The organism is Alicyclobacillus fructus, from assembly GCF_017329605.1.
Taxonomy (GTDB): domain Bacteria; phylum Bacillota; class Bacilli; order Alicyclobacillales; family Alicyclobacillaceae; genus Alicyclobacillus; species Alicyclobacillus fructus.
The window spans coordinates 23,911-39,103 of sequence record NZ_JAFMTY010000002.1; the positions used below are offsets into that span (position 1 = coordinate 23,911).

General features: G+C 63.9%; 18 protein-coding genes and 1 pseudogene. 13 read left to right on the top strand and 6 right to left on the bottom strand.

Features of this window, described 5'->3' with window-relative positions; translation table 11 throughout:
* Positions 1 to 9: 9 nt before the first annotated feature.
* The 8 genes from J3481_RS00945 (at position 10) to tlp (ending at position 6,310) form a co-directional block, all read left to right on the top strand.
* Entirely contained in the window at positions 10 to 789 is a 780-nt protein-coding gene (locus tag J3481_RS00945; RefSeq protein ID WP_206831094.1) for an SDR family NAD(P)-dependent oxidoreductase, read from the top strand.
* Between the two features lie 48 nt (positions 790 to 837).
* Complete coding sequence (acpP, locus tag J3481_RS00950) at positions 838 to 1,092, top strand: acyl carrier protein (RefSeq protein ID WP_206831095.1); 255 nt, start codon at positions 838 to 840, stop codon at positions 1,090 to 1,092.
* 32 nt (positions 1,093 to 1,124) lie between these two features.
* Complete coding sequence (locus tag J3481_RS00955; protein WP_206831096.1) at positions 1,125 to 2,783, top strand: class I adenylate-forming enzyme family protein; 1,659 nt, start codon at positions 1,125 to 1,127, stop codon at positions 2,781 to 2,783.
* A gap of 76 nt (positions 2,784 to 2,859) precedes the next feature.
* Positions 2,860 to 4,086: an acyl-CoA dehydrogenase family protein gene (locus J3481_RS00960; RefSeq protein ID WP_206831097.1), complete on the top strand. Its 1,227-nt coding sequence runs from the start codon at positions 2,860 to 2,862 to the stop codon at positions 4,084 to 4,086.
* Position 4,087: 1 nt separating this feature from the next.
* Positions 4,088 to 5,113, top strand: a complete 1,026-nt coding sequence (locus J3481_RS00965; RefSeq protein ID WP_206831098.1) for an alcohol dehydrogenase catalytic domain-containing protein — start codon at positions 4,088 to 4,090, stop codon at positions 5,111 to 5,113.
* A 32-nt stretch (positions 5,114 to 5,145) separates the two neighbouring features.
* Positions 5,146 to 5,733 (top strand): hypothetical protein, encoded by a 588-nt coding sequence (locus J3481_RS00970; RefSeq protein WP_206831099.1) that lies wholly within the window; start codon positions 5,146 to 5,148, stop codon positions 5,731 to 5,733.
* 15 nt (positions 5,734 to 5,748) lie between these two features.
* The gene (locus J3481_RS00975; RefSeq protein ID WP_206831100.1) at positions 5,749 to 5,964 is read left to right on the top strand and encodes a hypothetical protein; all 216 of its coding nucleotides are present in this window, start codon (positions 5,749 to 5,751) and stop codon (positions 5,962 to 5,964) included.
* A 112-nt stretch (positions 5,965 to 6,076) separates the two neighbouring features.
* Entirely contained in the window at positions 6,077 to 6,310 is a 234-nt protein-coding gene (gene tlp / locus J3481_RS00980; protein WP_206831101.1) for a small acid-soluble spore protein Tlp, read from the top strand.
* A 31-nt stretch (positions 6,311 to 6,341) separates the two neighbouring features.
* Here the strand turns inward: tlp and proS are convergent, their stop codons facing one another.
* Complete coding sequence (gene proS, locus J3481_RS00985) at positions 6,342 to 7,793, bottom strand: proline--tRNA ligase (RefSeq protein WP_206831102.1); 1,452 nt, start codon at positions 7,791 to 7,793, stop codon at positions 6,342 to 6,344.
* A gap of 854 nt (positions 7,794 to 8,647) precedes the next feature.
* On the opposite strand from proS, the pseudogene J3481_RS00990 reads away from it, so the two are divergent.
* Positions 8,648 to 9,468: pseudogene (locus J3481_RS00990) on the top strand (transposase).
* Positions 9,469 to 9,490: 22 nt separating this feature from the next.
* On the top strand, positions 9,491 to 9,664 hold the full coding sequence (locus J3481_RS00995) for a hypothetical protein (RefSeq protein WP_206831103.1): 174 nt from the start codon (positions 9,491 to 9,493) through the stop codon (positions 9,662 to 9,664).
* 537 nt (positions 9,665 to 10,201) lie between these two features.
* On the opposite strand, the gene J3481_RS01000 is transcribed toward J3481_RS00995, so the two are convergent.
* Together J3481_RS01000 and J3481_RS01005 are read right to left on the bottom strand one after the other, a co-directional pair.
* Entirely contained in the window at positions 10,202 to 10,699 is a 498-nt protein-coding gene (locus J3481_RS01000; protein WP_206831104.1) for a helix-turn-helix domain-containing protein, read from the bottom strand.
* Between the two features lie 97 nt (positions 10,700 to 10,796).
* The gene (locus J3481_RS01005; protein WP_328702053.1) at positions 10,797 to 11,342 is read right to left on the bottom strand and encodes a GNAT family N-acetyltransferase; all 546 of its coding nucleotides are present in this window, start codon (positions 11,340 to 11,342) and stop codon (positions 10,797 to 10,799) included.
* A 96-nt stretch (positions 11,343 to 11,438) separates the two neighbouring features.
* On the opposite strand from J3481_RS01005, the gene J3481_RS01010 reads away from it, so the two are divergent.
* Together J3481_RS01010 and J3481_RS01015 are read left to right on the top strand one after the other, a co-directional pair.
* Positions 11,439 to 11,687 (top strand): helix-turn-helix domain-containing protein, encoded by a 249-nt coding sequence (locus J3481_RS01010; protein ID WP_328702054.1) that lies wholly within the window; start codon positions 11,439 to 11,441, stop codon positions 11,685 to 11,687.
* 102 nt (positions 11,688 to 11,789) lie between these two features.
* Positions 11,790 to 11,975, top strand: a complete 186-nt coding sequence (locus J3481_RS01015) for a hypothetical protein (protein WP_206831107.1) — start codon at positions 11,790 to 11,792, stop codon at positions 11,973 to 11,975.
* A 29-nt stretch (positions 11,976 to 12,004) separates the two neighbouring features.
* On the opposite strand, the gene J3481_RS01020 is transcribed toward J3481_RS01015, so the two are convergent.
* From J3481_RS01020 to J3481_RS01030, 3 genes are all read right to left on the bottom strand, one after another.
* Positions 12,005 to 12,475: a hemerythrin domain-containing protein gene (locus J3481_RS01020; protein WP_206831108.1), complete on the bottom strand. Its 471-nt coding sequence runs from the start codon at positions 12,473 to 12,475 to the stop codon at positions 12,005 to 12,007.
* A gap of 37 nt (positions 12,476 to 12,512) precedes the next feature.
* Positions 12,513 to 14,192 carry a multicopper oxidase family protein gene (locus J3481_RS01025; RefSeq protein ID WP_206831109.1) on the bottom strand — a complete coding sequence of 560 codons (1,680 nt, stop codon included), beginning with the start codon at positions 14,190 to 14,192 and terminating at the stop codon, positions 12,513 to 12,515.
* A gap of 101 nt (positions 14,193 to 14,293) precedes the next feature.
* Positions 14,294 to 14,770, bottom strand: a complete 477-nt coding sequence (locus J3481_RS01030) for a DUF2249 domain-containing protein (RefSeq protein WP_206831110.1) — start codon at positions 14,768 to 14,770, stop codon at positions 14,294 to 14,296.
* A 147-nt stretch (positions 14,771 to 14,917) separates the two neighbouring features.
* On the opposite strand from J3481_RS01030, the gene J3481_RS01035 reads away from it, so the two are divergent.
* On the top strand, positions 14,918 to 15,157 hold the full coding sequence (locus J3481_RS01035) for an indolepyruvate ferredoxin oxidoreductase subunit alpha (RefSeq protein ID WP_206831111.1): 240 nt from the start codon (positions 14,918 to 14,920) through the stop codon (positions 15,155 to 15,157).
* Positions 15,158 to 15,193 lie beyond the last annotated feature (36 nt).

The following is a 15,193-nucleotide window of genomic DNA, read 5'->3' on the forward strand; positions in this document are numbered from 1 at the left end:
GCGAAACGGTTGTTACTCGAGGGAAAACGGGCATTCATCACCGGATCGAGCCGCAGCATCGGCCGCGCCATCGCCATTCAGATGGCCAAGCACGGCGCGGACGTGGTGGTCCACTACCGCCGCCAGCCGGAAGAGGCGGAGGCGACGGCGCAGGCGATTCGCGATCTCGGCCGCCGGGCGTTCGTCGTCAAGGCGGAGCTCGAGAGCCAGGACGAGCTCAACCAGGCGTTTGACCAGATTGAGCGCGAATTCGGCGATCTCGACATCTTCGTCGCGAACGCCGCCGCGTCGGCGTTCAAGCCCATCGAGCAACTGAAGGACTACCACCTCGATCGCACGTACCGGGTCGTGATCCACAGCACGGTGTTCGCGGCGCAGCGCGTCATCCCCATGATGGAGCGCCGCGGCGGTGGGCGGATCATCACCATGTCGAGCATGGGCAGCCAGTTCACGCTGCCTAACTACGCGACGCTCGGCACGGCGAAGGCGGCGCTCGAGGCGCTCACCCGGTACCTCGCCCGCGAGGCGGCGCCGAAGAACATCACAGTCAACGCCATCAACCCGGGCGTCGTCGACACCGAGTCGGCCCGCTTCTACGGAGCGGATCACTACGATGCCTACCGCCGCGACGTCGAGGCGCACACGCCGCTCGGGCGCCTCGCGTCGCCGGAAGAAGTGGCGGACGTCGCCGTGTTTCTCGCGAGCGATCTCAGCCGCTTCGTCACCGGCCAGGTCATCTGGGTGGACGGCGGCCTGACGCTCCTCACGGGCGGCTTTGAAAGCTTTTGAACGCTTTTGAACGCACAACTCTGACCTTCTGAACAAAGGAGATGCGACATGGCAACGTTGAGCAGGGAAGATATCGAGGCGCGCGTGCGCAAGGTGGTCGCGAGCCAGCTGCAGGTGAGCGAATCCGAAGTGAAGCCGGACAGCCTCTTTGTGGACGATCTCGGCGCGGATTCGCTGGATCTCACCGAGCTTGCCGTCGCGTTTGAGGACGAGTTCGACATCGAGATCCCCGAGGCCGACTTCGGCCAGCTTTCGACGGTGGCGGGCGTGGTCGACTACATCGAGCGCCGCCTGGCCGAATGACGGCGCTAACTCCCTGAAGTGGAGGCGTGGCGATGTTTGACTTTCCGGGCCGCACGCTGAGCGAAGAGCGTGCGAAGCTGTACTTCGAAAAGGGCTATTGGACAAAGGAGTCGTTTGTCGACGTCTTTTACGAAGATGTCAAGAAGTATCCGCAGTTTGTCCACCGAGACGAGACGCGCGAGGCGACGTACGAGCAGCTGTGGTGGGAGATTGAGTCCGTGGCGGCAAGCCTGTACGAGATGGGCGTGCGCAAGGGGGACACCGTCGCCCTGCAGCTGCCGAACGCCCTCGACTACGTCGTGGCCGTGTTCGCGGCCGCACGCATCGGCGCCATCGGCGTGTCGCTGCAAATCGATCTCGGCCGCCAGGCCATCATCTCGAGCATGCGCACGTCTCGGGCGAAGGTGTGGATCATCGCGGATTATTTCCGCGGCGAGTCGCTCTACGACATGGCCGTGAGCCTGAAGCCGGAGCTTCCGGATCTCGCGCACATCGTCGTCCAGAGCGACGCCGAAAGGGCGCCTGAGGGCGCGACGACGTTTGCGAGCCTGCGCGAGGCCGGCAAGCAGCTTTCGGAAGCCGAGCTTGCGGCCAATAAGCCGGAGCCCCTCGATGCGTTCCTGATGGTGTTCACCTCCGGTACCACCGGATCGCCGAAGGGCGTGGTGCACCTGCACGCCAATTACCTGTGGGCCGCGCGCGCGTACGCGAAGAACTTCGGCTATCAGCCGGGCGAGGCCGTGCTCTGTCTCGCGCCGATTTGCCACCAGACCGGCATGCTCGCAGGCGTCATGATGACCGTCGCGAGCGGCGGGCGGATCATGCTGCTCGACAGGTTTTCCGCGAGCCGCGTGATCGACTGGATTGAGAAGTACAAGCCGTCGTACTTGGTGGGCGCGCCGCCGCACGTCATCCACGTCGCCAACGCACCGAACCTCAAGCAGGCGGACACCTCGAGCGTCAAGCTGTTCATCTACGCGGGAGCCCCGGTGCCGAAGGCCGTGCTCGAGCAACTTCAGCGCGACAGCGGCATCAAGGTCGGGTGCATGTTCGGCTGGACGGAAGGCTTCCTCGCGACTGCGACGCGCCCGGACGATCCGCTCGAGGCGCTGTCGTCCACCGTCGGCTTTGTCATCCCAGGCACGGAGGTCCGGCTCGTGGACGAGGAGGGCCGCGACGTGAAGCCGGGCGAGCCGGGCGAGATGTGGGCGCGCGGGCCGAATTTCAGCGCGGGGTACTATCACAATCCGGAGGCGGCGCACCGCCAGTGGGACGAGGAAGGCTGGTTCCATTCGGGCGACATCCTGCGCCAGGACGAGAACGGGCGGTTCATCTTCATCGCCAGGGCGGACGACATCATCAACCGCGGCGGCACGAAGATCGATCCGAAGACGGTCGAGGACGCCATCTCCAAGCACGAGGCCGTGCAGAACGTGGCCGTGGTCGGCGCGCCGGATCCCACGCTCGGCCAGCAGACGGTGGCCTGCGTCATCCTCAAGGAGGGCGCGAAGCCGTTCACGCTGAAGGAGCTGCGCGAATTCCTCGCGGCGCAGGGGCTCGCGAAGTTCCAGTTCCCGGACAGGCTCGAATTCATGACCGAGTTCCCGCAGACGCATTCCGGCAAGATCAAGAAGAAAGATTTGCGCGAGCGGTTTCGGCTCGAGGCCGAGGGCAAAGAGGCCAACGTGTGAGCCGTGGGGCGCCCGCCGGACTTCGCGGGTGCCCCACTCGGTTCGATGAGAAGGGATCGTTCTGGGAGGATCGTGCATGGACATCTTGAACCCGTCGGCGCGGGACGCCATCGCGCCGTCGTTTCCTTCGTATGACGCCGATCTCGTCGCGCGCGCGAACGAGATCCGAAACCGGGTGATTCAGTTTCGCGAAGAGGAAGGCGCCGAGTGGGGCGCGCAAATCGAGCGCGACGAGCGCATCCCCGAGGCGCTGTGGGCGCGGATCCGGGAGCTTGGCTTCCACAAGCTGACGCAGCCCAAGTGGGTGGGCGGCGAAGGGCTGCCCCTCGGCCTCTACTTCCCCATCCTCGAGGAAGTCTCGCACATGCACGGCACCATCCGCATGATGGTGCACGCGTACAACAGCATCTGGCGCACGGTCGCCCAGGGCACGCGCGAGCAGCAGGCCTACTGGCTCGGGAAGCTCGTGAACGAGGGCGCGCTCGTCGCGTTTGCGCTCACTGAGCCGGACAACGGCACGGGCATCGATCTGCGCACCATCGCGACCTACGAGAACGGCAAGTTCGTGTTGAACGGCCGCAAGCACCTCATCACCTTCGCCGAGGAGGCGGCGGTCATCGCCGTGATCGCGAAGATGGAAGGCGGCGCGGGTCGCACGGGGCTGACGGCGTTCCTCGTGCCGCAGGGCCGCAAGGGCATGAAACTGACGCCCATGCCGCACATGATGGGCGACAAGGGCTGCTCGCACGCCATCATCGAGTTTGACAACTGCGAAGTTGGCGAGGACGAGGTGCTCGGCGAGATCGGCGAGGGCTTCGGCGTGGCCGTGCGCGGCTTTTTGGATCAGAGCCGCGCCTGCATCGCGCAGAGCGCCGTGGGCCTCGCGCAGGAGGCGCTCGACCGCGCGCTCGATCACGTCCGGCGCCGCACCACGTTCGGCAAGGCGCTCGCGAGCCGTCAGGCGGTGCAGATGCGGCTGGCGGAGATGCAGATTGCGATTCAGGGGGCGCGGCTCCTCTGCCTCGACGCGGCGTACAAGTACGATCAGGGCCGCGACATCTCGCTGGAAGCCGCCATCGCGAAGGCGAACGCCATCCGCATGGTGGGCGAGGTGACGGACGGGGCGCTCTCGCTCTACGGGGGCATTGGCTACGCGGTGACAAGCCCCGTCGAACGCCTGTACCGCGACGCGCGGTCGCTCTGGTTCGAGGAGGGCACCCTCGAGATGCAGAAGATGACCATCGCGGAGGCGCTCCTCACCGAGGCGCGCCGGCGCGAGCGGGCGCAGAAGAGGGCCGAGTGACATGCGCGCGCTGGTGTACGACCCGGACAATGGCCTGAGGGTCGCGGAGGTGCCGATGCCGGAGCCCGGACCCGGCGAGGTGCTCGTGCAGGTGGAGGCGTGCGGCATCTGCGGGAGCGACCGGCAGCTCGTCCGCGGCGAGGGCGCGCCGTTTGGGACGTCGTATCCGGTGGTGCTGGGGCATGAGATCGCGGGACGGGTGGCGCGGCTCGGCGAAGGCGTGTCGGGATTCGCGCCTGGGGACGCCATTGTCGTGCACCCGTTTGTGCCCTGCGGCCAGTGTGCGGCGTGCGCGCGCGGCGAGGAGCACCTCTGCCCGCATCAGGGCGTCATCGGCTTCACGCGCCCGGGCGGCGACGCCGAATATGTGGCCGTGCCCGCGCAGAACGTCCTGCGCCGCCCGGAGGGGCTCGATCCGGCCGAGGCCGCCATCCTGGTGGACGCCTACGCGACGCCGTACCGGGCGATGGTTTCGGCCGGCGCGGCGGAGGAAGAGGCGGTGCTCGTTCTCGGCACCGGAGGGCTGGGGCTCGCGGCCGTGCAGATTGCGAAGGCGCTCGGGGTGCCGCAGGTCGCCGTGTTGAGCCGCAGGGAGGACGCGGGGGCGCTCGCGCTCGTCTGCGGCGCGGACGAGTTTGTGACACTGGGGGACGATCCGCGCCAGGCCGGGCGCCGGCTGAGGCGGATGGCCAAAGGCGGCCTGGGGCTTGCGCTTGACACTTCCGGGTTTGCGGATGGCGTGGCCTTCGCGCTCGACGTCCTGCGCCCGGGCGGCAAGCTCGCGACGGTGGCCATGCCCGCGGGCGACATGCCCGTCTCGTTTGCGAAGCTCGCGCGCAAAGGCGCCGCGCTGGTCGGCAGCTTCGGCTCCCGGCGGGAGGACGTGGAGGCGCTGCTTCAGATGGCGGCGGAGGGCCGAATTCAACCGGACGTGGTCGCAGGGCGAAGGCTGTCGCTCGACGAGGCGCCCGACGCCATCCAAAACCCGTTCTTCGGCCGGGACATCATTGTGTTCGACGCGCCGTGACGGCGGCAAGACGGCGCCAAGGAGGGGATCCCATGCCCGTGAACGTCGCCCATCAGCTGTTGGCGAAGGGATGCGCAAGCCTGTACCGGGACGTGCGCCTGTGCCTGTCGGAGCGCGCCATGGATCTGCCGGTGCGCGAGGGTGCCACGGCCGAAGATCTTCACACCTGGCTGCGCCGCCTGACCGAGGCCGAAGAAGCGCCGATTCAGCTCGCCGGGGTGCGCTACGCCCTGCTACAGGCGTTCCGCGAGTTCAAGCCCCGCCTTGAGCCCGGCGAGCGGCACGCTTGGCTGGATTTCATCCTGCGCGATCCGGCCAAAGCGCGCGCTCAGGCGTACGAGCTCCTTCTGGCGCACCCCGAGCCCGAGCTTCTCACGTCCTATTATTGGCGGCACGACGCCTGGCGAATCGCCTGGTTTCAACATGAAGGCAAGTGGTGGCAGATGTCCTGGCGGCCGGAGTCGGGCGACTGCGCGTTTCGCACCCGGTCGGAGGTGCTCGCCGAGGCCAGGCGCGACGGACAGCGGTACGATCCGCACTGGCTTCACGAGGAGCGCCTCGCGGTCCAGTTTGAGAATGGCGACGTGATTTATTATCCTTGGCTCGCGGAGGTCCAATGAAGGGAGCGCGGTCCTATGAATCGGCCGGATGCCAAGGTCCGCAGGTACCTGTACGCCATCGGCGTGCTTGGCGCGCTCATCGTGGTGGCGAGCACGGCGTTCTACAAGACGCACTCGGCGCTTTGGTTCATCGGCTACGTTCTCGGCTTCATCTGCATGCTGTTGGGCGCCATGGCCGGATACGCCGCGTTTGAAGAGCGCGCGTCGAAGCGCGGCGACGATTCGAAGTGACGTTTCGGACGGCGGAACGCGCAAGGGCCGGTTTCCAATAGCTTTCGCTCATGCAGGACTCCCTCGCCGCGCAGATTAGGGACTGCAATCGGTCGAGGGAGGGAGATGGCGCATGCCGAATCCGGACAACCGCGCGGACAACGTCGAGCGCCTGCAGGAGGCCATTCACAACACCATGGAAAACCTGCACGAGGCGGAGGACTTTCTGGCCGCGCACGCGGACGAGATGAACCCGAAGGACGTGCGGAATTTGGTCGCCAAGAACGAGCGTCGCCGCCGCGCGATTGAAGGGTTCCGCGAGGAAATCCGGGACGAAGCGCACGACGCCCGGGATCGCCTGCAATGAGGAAAAGGAGCTGCCGGAAGGCAGCTCCTTTTTAGTACGACTTTGCGAACCAGACCGGGTGCTTGGCGGGTTTGCCGCACGTGACGCAGGCGGTCGGTTGCGCGGGCGGATGGAACGGAATGCACCGGCTCGTGGCCGTGCAGGCGTCCTTGACGGCGCGCTCGCACGCCTCGTCGCCGCACCAGCCCGCGAGGACGAAGCCGCGCTTCGTCTGAATGATCTCGACGAGCTCATCCAGCGTCTCTGCGACGTGCGAATTCTCCTCCAGGCGGCGCTTGGCCGCGTCGAACATGTCCGCCTGAATTTGGGGCAGGAGTTCGAGGACGCGATCGACCACGGCGTCGAGCGGCACGGTCAGCTTTTCACCGGTGTCGCGGCGGGCGAGGACGGCCTGAGATGCCTCGAGATCGCGCGGGCCGAGCTCGAGCCGGATGGGAACGCCGCGGAGCTCGTACTCATTGAATTTCCAGCCGGGGCTGACGTCGTCGCGATCGTCCAAATGGACGCGGACGTCGGCGCGCTGAAGTGCCTCGAACAGTTCGCGCGCCTTGGCGACCACGGCCTCACGCGACTTGGCGGGGCCGATGGGCACCACAACGACCTGCGTCGGCGCGAGCTTCGGCGGCAGGACGAGGCCGCGATCGTCTCCGTGCACCATGACAATGGCGCCGAGGATGCGGGTCGACATGCCCCAGGACGTGGTGTAGACGTACTTCAGCTGATTGTCCCGGTCCAAATACTGAATCTCGAAGCTCTTGGCGAAGTTTTGGCCGAGATAATGGCTCGTGGCCGTCTGCAGCGCGCGGCCGTCCTTCATGAGCGACTCGATGGTGTAGGTGTCTACCGCTCCGGCGAACTTTTCGCTCGGTGTCTTCTGGCCGCGGATGACCGGCACAGCGAGGAACGACTCGACGAAGTCGGCGTAGATGCCGAGCATGCGCATGGTCTCCTCGCGGGCTTCCTCCTCGGTGGCGTGCGCCGTGTGGCCCTCCTGCCAGAGAAACTCACTCGTGCGAAGAAAGGGAAGCGTCCGCTTTTCCCACCGCACCACGTTCGCCCACTGATTCAGAAGCAGTGGGAGATCCCGATACGATTGAATCCACTGGGCGTACATGTGGCCGAACATCGTCTCGGACGTCGGCCGCACGGCCAACCGCTCCTCAAGGATGTCTCCGCCCGCTTCTGTCACCCACGGCAACTCTGGATTGAAACCCTCCACGTGTTCCTTTTCCTTTTCGAAAAAGCTCTCCGGAATGAAGAGGGGGAAGTACGCGTTGCGGTGGCCCGTCCGCTTGAATTCCCGATCCAGCTCGCGCTGGCACCGCTCCCAAATCTCGTATGCGTCCGGGCGAATGACGATGCAGCCGCGCACCGGCGCGTAGTCCATCCATTCGGCCTTCTGGAGCACGTCGATGTACCAGCGGGAAAAGTCCTCGGATTGAGGCGTGATTTCCTTGACAAACTGCTTGTCCTGTTTCGCCATACCGGCCCTCCTACGCACTGTCCTCTGTGCCATGTTACGAAGCCAGCGCGGTGCAGTCAACTCGGTGGGGCGCGGTGGTGTGCGTCAGGTTATCGTAGGGCCTCACCGCGCCAAGTGGTCACCCAATGGTGTGCGAAGCCGCACCAGCTCACGAAGCACGTACTTGACCCATGGTCGGCCCGCATGCGGGCCTGCGGGCCGACCAGTGCTGGTATATGCGTCGAAAGCCATCTTTCCGCATCCTCCACTTGCGCGCGATGTCTGCTTCATTCACGGGGACTTGCGTCGGCACGACGGGCTTCTTTGTGGGCTTCACATGCTCGGGCGGTGCAATCGCCTGCAGGGTTTACCCATTCGCACGAGCCTCCGCTCACGCACCAGCGCGTCTGCTCCTTGCATCGCCTGGAAACCTGTCGGCCTCTTGCTTCGCCCGTGCTGCGCCATCCGTCCCGAGCCAGCAACCTCTCTACGTGACGCCAGTCCCAGACGCGTCCAAATGCTGTCACCACTCGTCCCGCACCTCGAGTACCTGTTGAATCCGTTCCCCGGCGGCCTTGGTGAGCGCTCGCACCACGTTTTCTTCTAGGACCTAGAAGTTACACGGGTGAGCAGGAGCAGCCAACTCTTGCACCGCCGACCACACGGGCAGGAAAGCGAAGAAGGCGCGTCGAATACCCAACATCAGAGACCTCAAGAGACCTCACTCCTCTGACCGCGCTGCAACGCGGGGATTTTGTTGTCGAGAGTGAGGTCTCTTCTCTTTTACCTTGGAACCCCCTCCCTGAAGCAAACCCTACTGAAGCTTGATCGTGCAAAGGGAGAGCGGCGCGGTATACTGGAGGCAAACGAACACGATGGAGATTGCACGAACCGGAAATGATATTGTGGCGAAACACCTGACCAACGCGTTGGCAGGCGAGGTGCTGTCGGTCATCGGTATCCATAACGCGCGTGTGGTGCGCGCATTGCCGACGGAGTTGCCAAAGGTCGAGGTGCGACAGGAGTTCACGGACATCATGTTGGAGTTGGCCGATGGCCGCCTGTTGCATCTCGAGTTCCAGACGACGCGGGAGCCGAATCTGTACCGATTCGGTGCATATGATTGGGCGATTGCCCTGAGCGGTACAAGCGGCCGATCCGAACGGTGGTGTTGTATACGCGCGACGTGACCGAGGCGCCGTCGGAATTGGACGCCGGGAGTATGCAATACACCGTCGAGAATGTGTACCTGAGCCACTTAGACGGGGACGCGGCGCTGCAGATCGTGAAGCGCCACCTGTCCGCGCATGAGTGGACGGAGGAAGACCGGGTGCGGCTGGCGTTCGCGTTCCACATGAGGTTTGAGCGCCGGACGCGGGATGAGGCGTTTGAGGAGATCATCGAGGTTGTGCAGCGCTTGCCAGATGGGCATGAACAGAACTATTTGGCGGCGCTGATTCTCGGCTTCAGCGGACGTGTGATGGCGGATGAACAGAAGCAACAACCGAGGAGGGTGTTGGAGATGACGGACTTTCTAAAGGAGCTGGAGAAAGAGTTTGTAGAAAAGGGCGAGTGGTTGAAAGCTCGGGAGATTGCTGAACGCATGTTCCGTAAGGGAGCTTCAATTTCCGATGTCATAGAGTTAACGGGACTGTCAGAGCAAGACGCGGAAGAGATTCGCAAGAACGTGCATTAACAGGTACGTGAGGGTGTTGGAGATGACGGATTTCCTCAAGGAACTGGAGAAGGAGTTTGTCGAAAAAGGTGAGTGGTTAAAAGCACGCGAAATTGCGAATAACCTGCTTGCAGAAGGTGTTCCTACGAAAGTAATTGAAAAGGCGACTGGACTGTCACGCGAAGAGCTTGAAGAACTTAAGAAGCATCTGCATTGAAGATCCCGGGGATGACGGATTTGTTGCGTGAGCTGGAGCGGGAGATTGAGGAGAAGGGAACATTCACAAGGCGAGCTCTTGAAAGCGCGCGAGATTGCCCATAACTTGCTCGCGCTTCGTCTACATAGCGCTTCACTTGCTAAAATTCATGCACACTCGCCGAGTTCCCAAAATGACCACGAATCCCATTCACGCTTATCCCGTTGCTCCGCTAACCACTCGTTCCGCACCTCGAGTACCTGTTGAATCCGTTCCCCGGCGGCCGTGGTGAGCGCTCCCACCACGTTTTCTTCCCGGACCGAGAAGTTACATGGGTGAGCAGGAGCAGCCAAAGTCGACCACGCGTGTAGGAAAGCGAAGAAGGCGCGTCGAATAACCAACATCAGAGACCTCAAGAGACCTCACTCCTCTGACCGCGCTGCAACGCGGGGATTTTGTTGTCGACAGTGAGGTCTCTTCTCTCTTACCTTTACCTTGGCAATCCCCCGAGGCAAACCCTACTCAAGCTTGATACGCTTGGGCGCGGTGGAGGGCAGCTCATTCGCCTTCGGATTCGTCTTTCTCCTCGTGGCTCTTGCCGCCTTGGTTGCCGTTATCCGGCAAGGGCCGCAGAGCAGCATCCCGAGACTCGGCGTTCTGGCTGTCCGCCCTATTCGTTTGGGTCCGCGGCTTCGCCTCATACGCCTGCTCCCGTTCGCGCAAATAGGCCGCCAGAACCTCCAGCAGTCGCGCAGGGTGGGAGAGCGCGTCGGCCTCGGCGAGCCGGCGCGCCATATCCATGTACGACGCCTGCGCCTCTTCTTCGTCCTCGCTGAGTTGAACCGACGCCCTCCGGTCCGCATCGTCCACGAGCGATTCCATCGGCACGCCGTACACACTTGCGAGTCTCGCGACAATGTGGAACGAGGGGTTTCGGCGCGTCCCATTTTCAATTGCACTCAAGTGGCTGACGGAAAGCCCTGCGGCCGCGGCCACCTGGGCCAGTGTCCAGCCGCGCTCTTCGCGAAGTTGGCGAAGGCGCTGTCCAAGGCTCATGGGCCAAGCTCCCTTCGGCGGTGTCCACAAATGTGTGACGTTCTACACAAATGTAGACAAAAACGCGGAAGGGATCAATGACGGATGGTGTGCATTTTCATGCTATCGGAAGGGCAAACAGGCGCACCGCTTCTCCGGCGGCGAACGACCGCCGCTTCCAGTACGCCCACCACGGGTGATTCGGTTCTCCTTCGTATACAGTCGCGTCGGGATAGACTTTCAGGAACGCCCGTGCGGCGCGGGCGTGATGGACCGGGATGCAGGCCACGAGCCAATTCGCGCCAAGTCGCGAAGCTTCGTCCTTCGCCCAGTGTTTGAGCTGCGCGTTCAATCCTGTGCCGCGCGCACTCGGGGCGATGAAGGTCCCCACCTCCATTGCGCGCCCGAGGGCCGGGTCGTTGTCGAACGCGAGCGTGATGGCCGCATAGCCCACCGGGCAGTCCTCGAGCGCCATGGCGATGGCGACGGCCGCGTCTCCCAGCCATGCTCCGATCTGCCAGGACTCCATGAGTTTCAACCACGCTTGACGATCGCGGACGTCCCGCGGCCAGTCCGGGCAGCCCGCGCACTGGCGGTACAGCGCGTCCAGCGCATCCCAGTCGTTCATGGAGAGGCGAAAAACGGCGCCGTCTACACGCTCCACGGACAACCCCTTCTTCCATCGAAAAATCCCACTACCGCCCAGCCGCGAATTCTGATATGATTTTTTCAATCGTAGAAATGTAACGGAGTGGTTCGCGTGGCGGAACTTGCCCAACGCTTACGATACTATCGCAAATTGCGCGGGTTGTCAGTCCGCGAGTTGGCGGAGAAGGCCGGCGTGAGCGTGAGCTACATTTACGCCATTGAGTCGGGTGCGCGCGGCAGCAACGCGTCCAAACTCGGGCTCATCGCGGAGGCGCTGGGCGTGAGCCTGAGCGACCTGTGGGGCGACGCTCCACGCGACGAGCGCAACGAGACTCATCCTCCCGATCCTCCGAGCAGCTGATGCCCATGTCGCCGCCACAACAGACTCCGAATGCGGTATGCTGAGTCTCATACGAGGCCAACTGACCATCGCCAGGTAGGCGGTGCGCAAGGAGGATGTGCGTTGGAGACGGAAGCGGAGCGCGGTTATCAGGATGCCATCCGGCATGTCGCGCGTGCCCTCGAGCACCGGCGGCATAAGCTGGAGGAGGCCAATCCCGACGAGTTCGAGGGCGGTGCAGACGAGCGGCGGGCTCGAATGGACGAGATCGACCACCTGCTGGAGGTCATTCGCACGCTGAAGCGGTGAGGCCGGCGGCGCCGCCCCGGCCGGGCGCTTCAGGCGTCCGCATCTGGCTCGGGTTTCGCGTACGGCGAGGACGCTCGATGCTCTTCGAAAAACGGCGCCAACCGCGTCAGATCCGGCTCTTGAAGCGTCTCCTCGATGAGCGGGAAGATGACCTGTTCTTCCAAGTGGACGTGCGCGCGCAAGGCCGATCCCAATTCAGCCAGCACGGAGGTGTCGCCATCGTCGAGCGCGCGGCTCACGAGGCTGCGGATCCGGACGTGATCGAGCAGCATCTGGGCGATCTCGTCGCGATCCAGGCTTCCGTACTTGGCGTACGCAGGAAGCAGGATTTCCTCCTCCTCGCGAAAGTGCGCCTGTCCGCCGTTGTCCCAAAAGCGGCGCAACTCCGCCAGGAGATCGGGGAGTGGTTGCTCTTCGCGCGTCAGATGCATGGCGACGACGAGCGCGTAGTGGTGATGGCGGGAGAGCGGTTGCAGCGCTTCGTGGCGGCGCTTGCCCATGGCTTGACTCCTCCTCTGCGGTTCGATGCCCGCTGATTTACTCCGACATCTCGTTCATGGGATACGGATCGGTGACTCCCGCGTACTGCACCATCACGTCCATGCCGGACGCGGCGTGCTCGAGATCGTGGCAATGGAACATCCAAAGCCCGGGGTTGTCCGCGCGGAACGCGATGTCGTACGTCTCGCCCGGGAACACGTCGAGCGTGTCGAGAAAAATGGGGCTTCCCTTGACGGGGCGGCCATCCCGGGTCAAGACCTGGAAGTCGTGGCCGTGCAGGTGCATCGGGTGGATGTAGGGGCTGTCGTTCACGATGTGCACGAGCACGTTGTCGCCGGTCCGGACGACGATGGGTGGGATGTCGGGAAATGCCCGGCCGTTGATGGTGTAGACCATGCTATCTGCGGACATGCCCACGCCAAGCTTCATCGTGTAGCGGACCTGATAGCGTTCGTTCAGGCGAAATACGGTCTCGCCCGGCAGGTGCCCGCTGCCGTAATCGGTGAAATCGAACCACGGCTCGCGCTGGAGCTGGCTCAGGCTGACGCCCTGGAAGTGCGACCACGCGCCGGGCGAGCCGACGGCCGCGCGCAGCTCTTGGCGGGCGGTGGCGTCGGGATCGGCACAGACGAGGTATGCGGCTCCGGATGCCGGCACGCGGAACTCGATGTCGTACCGCTCCGCCGCGCCCACGGGCAAGAGGACGTTCTGCAGCCAGCCCGGGTTCGAGATGTCGTGGCCGTCGAGCGCCACCACGCGGAAGGGCGCGCCCACCAGGGTCAGAAGATGCGTCATGTTGCCGCTGTTCACGATGCGCAGCCGGACGAGATCGCCCGGTTTCGCGGGCAAGACGGTGGTGCCGTCGGCGTTCTGGTTGACCGTGTACGCGCCGTACATGCCGGCCATTTCGTCGAGCGCCGCCACGTCGTCCGCGGTCACGGCGAAGCCGTGCGTCTCAAGCGGCGGGCCGGGCAGCATGCGTTGGATGGCGGCGGATCCGCTCGCCGCGCCCTGCGCGCCCATCATCCCGCTCATGCCGTTCATGGCGCCTTGGCCGTCCTGGCCTTTGGTGAGATTCGCCATCATCGCGCGCGCGGTGGACTCCGTCGGCCACTCGTGCAGGACCAGGGTATCGTCGCGATCGGCCGGGTACGGGTTCTGCTTCGGCAGAATGACGATGGCGCCGTAGAGCCCAAGTCCCACCTCTTCGAAGCTGTAGTCGTGCGAATGGTACCAGTACGTTCCGGCCTCGTTGGCCACGAATCGATAGACGTAGCTGCCCCCGGGCGGGATGGGATTCTGCGTGACGCCGGGCACGCCGTCCTCTGCTCCTGGGACGGGCAGGCCGTGCCAATGCACCGTGAGCGGCACCGACAGGTGGTTGTGGACGGTGACCTCCACCACGTCGCCCTGGTGCGCCACGAGCAGCGGGCCCGGCGCGGTGCCGTTGAAGGTCATGGCCCGGATGGCCTGGCCGTGAATCCGGATGGTTCGATATTCGGCGTTTAGCGTGAAGCGATCCACGCGCGCGCCCTTCGGAATTCGCGCCTGCAGCGCGCTGATGGGCGTGTATACGCCATTTGGCCCCGGCACGCGGGCGAGAGGGGCGCTCGGCGTTTCGCTCCCGTGCCGCGTTTCGACGAGTGCCGCGCCGCCGATGCCCGCCGCGAGCGCCACCGCGGCCGTCACGATCCCGACCTTCGCTGCCCGTCGCATGTCGTCACTCCATTCGCCGTTTTCCCCGCAGATTTCCGTCGAGCGCCATGATACGCCTGACCACCCTTCGGATCAACGCGATCCGCCCGCGGGTCTCCGACTCAGGTGCCTGAATTCGGGGATTTGTAAAGGCTCAGGCGCACGCCTTCTTCGTCTTCCGCGATCTCATATTCAAAGCCTCGAGCGTCGACCTCGGGGAGGAGGAAGACGGGGACGCGATCGTTCCAGATTTCCAATCCCATGGCTCCTGCCTGAAATTGCGGCTCTTCGTCCAACAGGGCGAGGGTCCGAAGCATAGGCTGCGGCGGCTCGAGACCTCGGTTGTCGAGATACCAGTAAGGTTGGGACCTCACGCGTTTCGTGAACTGGGATACGACGTGATCGTCCGCCAATCTCCGCACTGCGTGACGAAATCCGCGCTGTGAGAGAAAGCGAATGAGCGGCGCAGGTTTGAATGTGGCATGAAGCTCGAACACGTCGTCCTGCACGAGCGCATCCACGTGCTCCATGATCAACTGGAACGGTTCTCCTTTTTTCAAAAGGATCTCCCGCACATCGAGTACGACAACCCTCCGCATAGCGATCCCTCCTGACGGTAGTTCCACGCCCTGCATCAACCATTGTGCGACAACCGACTCACGAGAGCTGTGATCTTGAGCACGCTTTGCCTTTGTCACGGGGCGTATGATGCTTGCAGGCGAGATGCGCCGAAGGGGGTCATCACGATGACGTACGTCATCACGTCGCCTTGCATTGGCGAAAAGGCAGCGGACTGTGTCGAAGTCTGCCCCGTGGACGCGATTCACGACGGCGGAGCCACCTATCTGATTGATCCGGCTCGATGCATCGACTGCGGGGCGTGCGAGCCCGTTTGCCCCGTATCTGCCATCTTCCACGAAGAAAACGTGCCGGAAGACGAACGGCATTGGATTGAGATCAACCGGGCGTTTTTCCAAGGGGGATGAGGTCCTGAACGAGTTCTGAGATGTCCTTCAGGAACG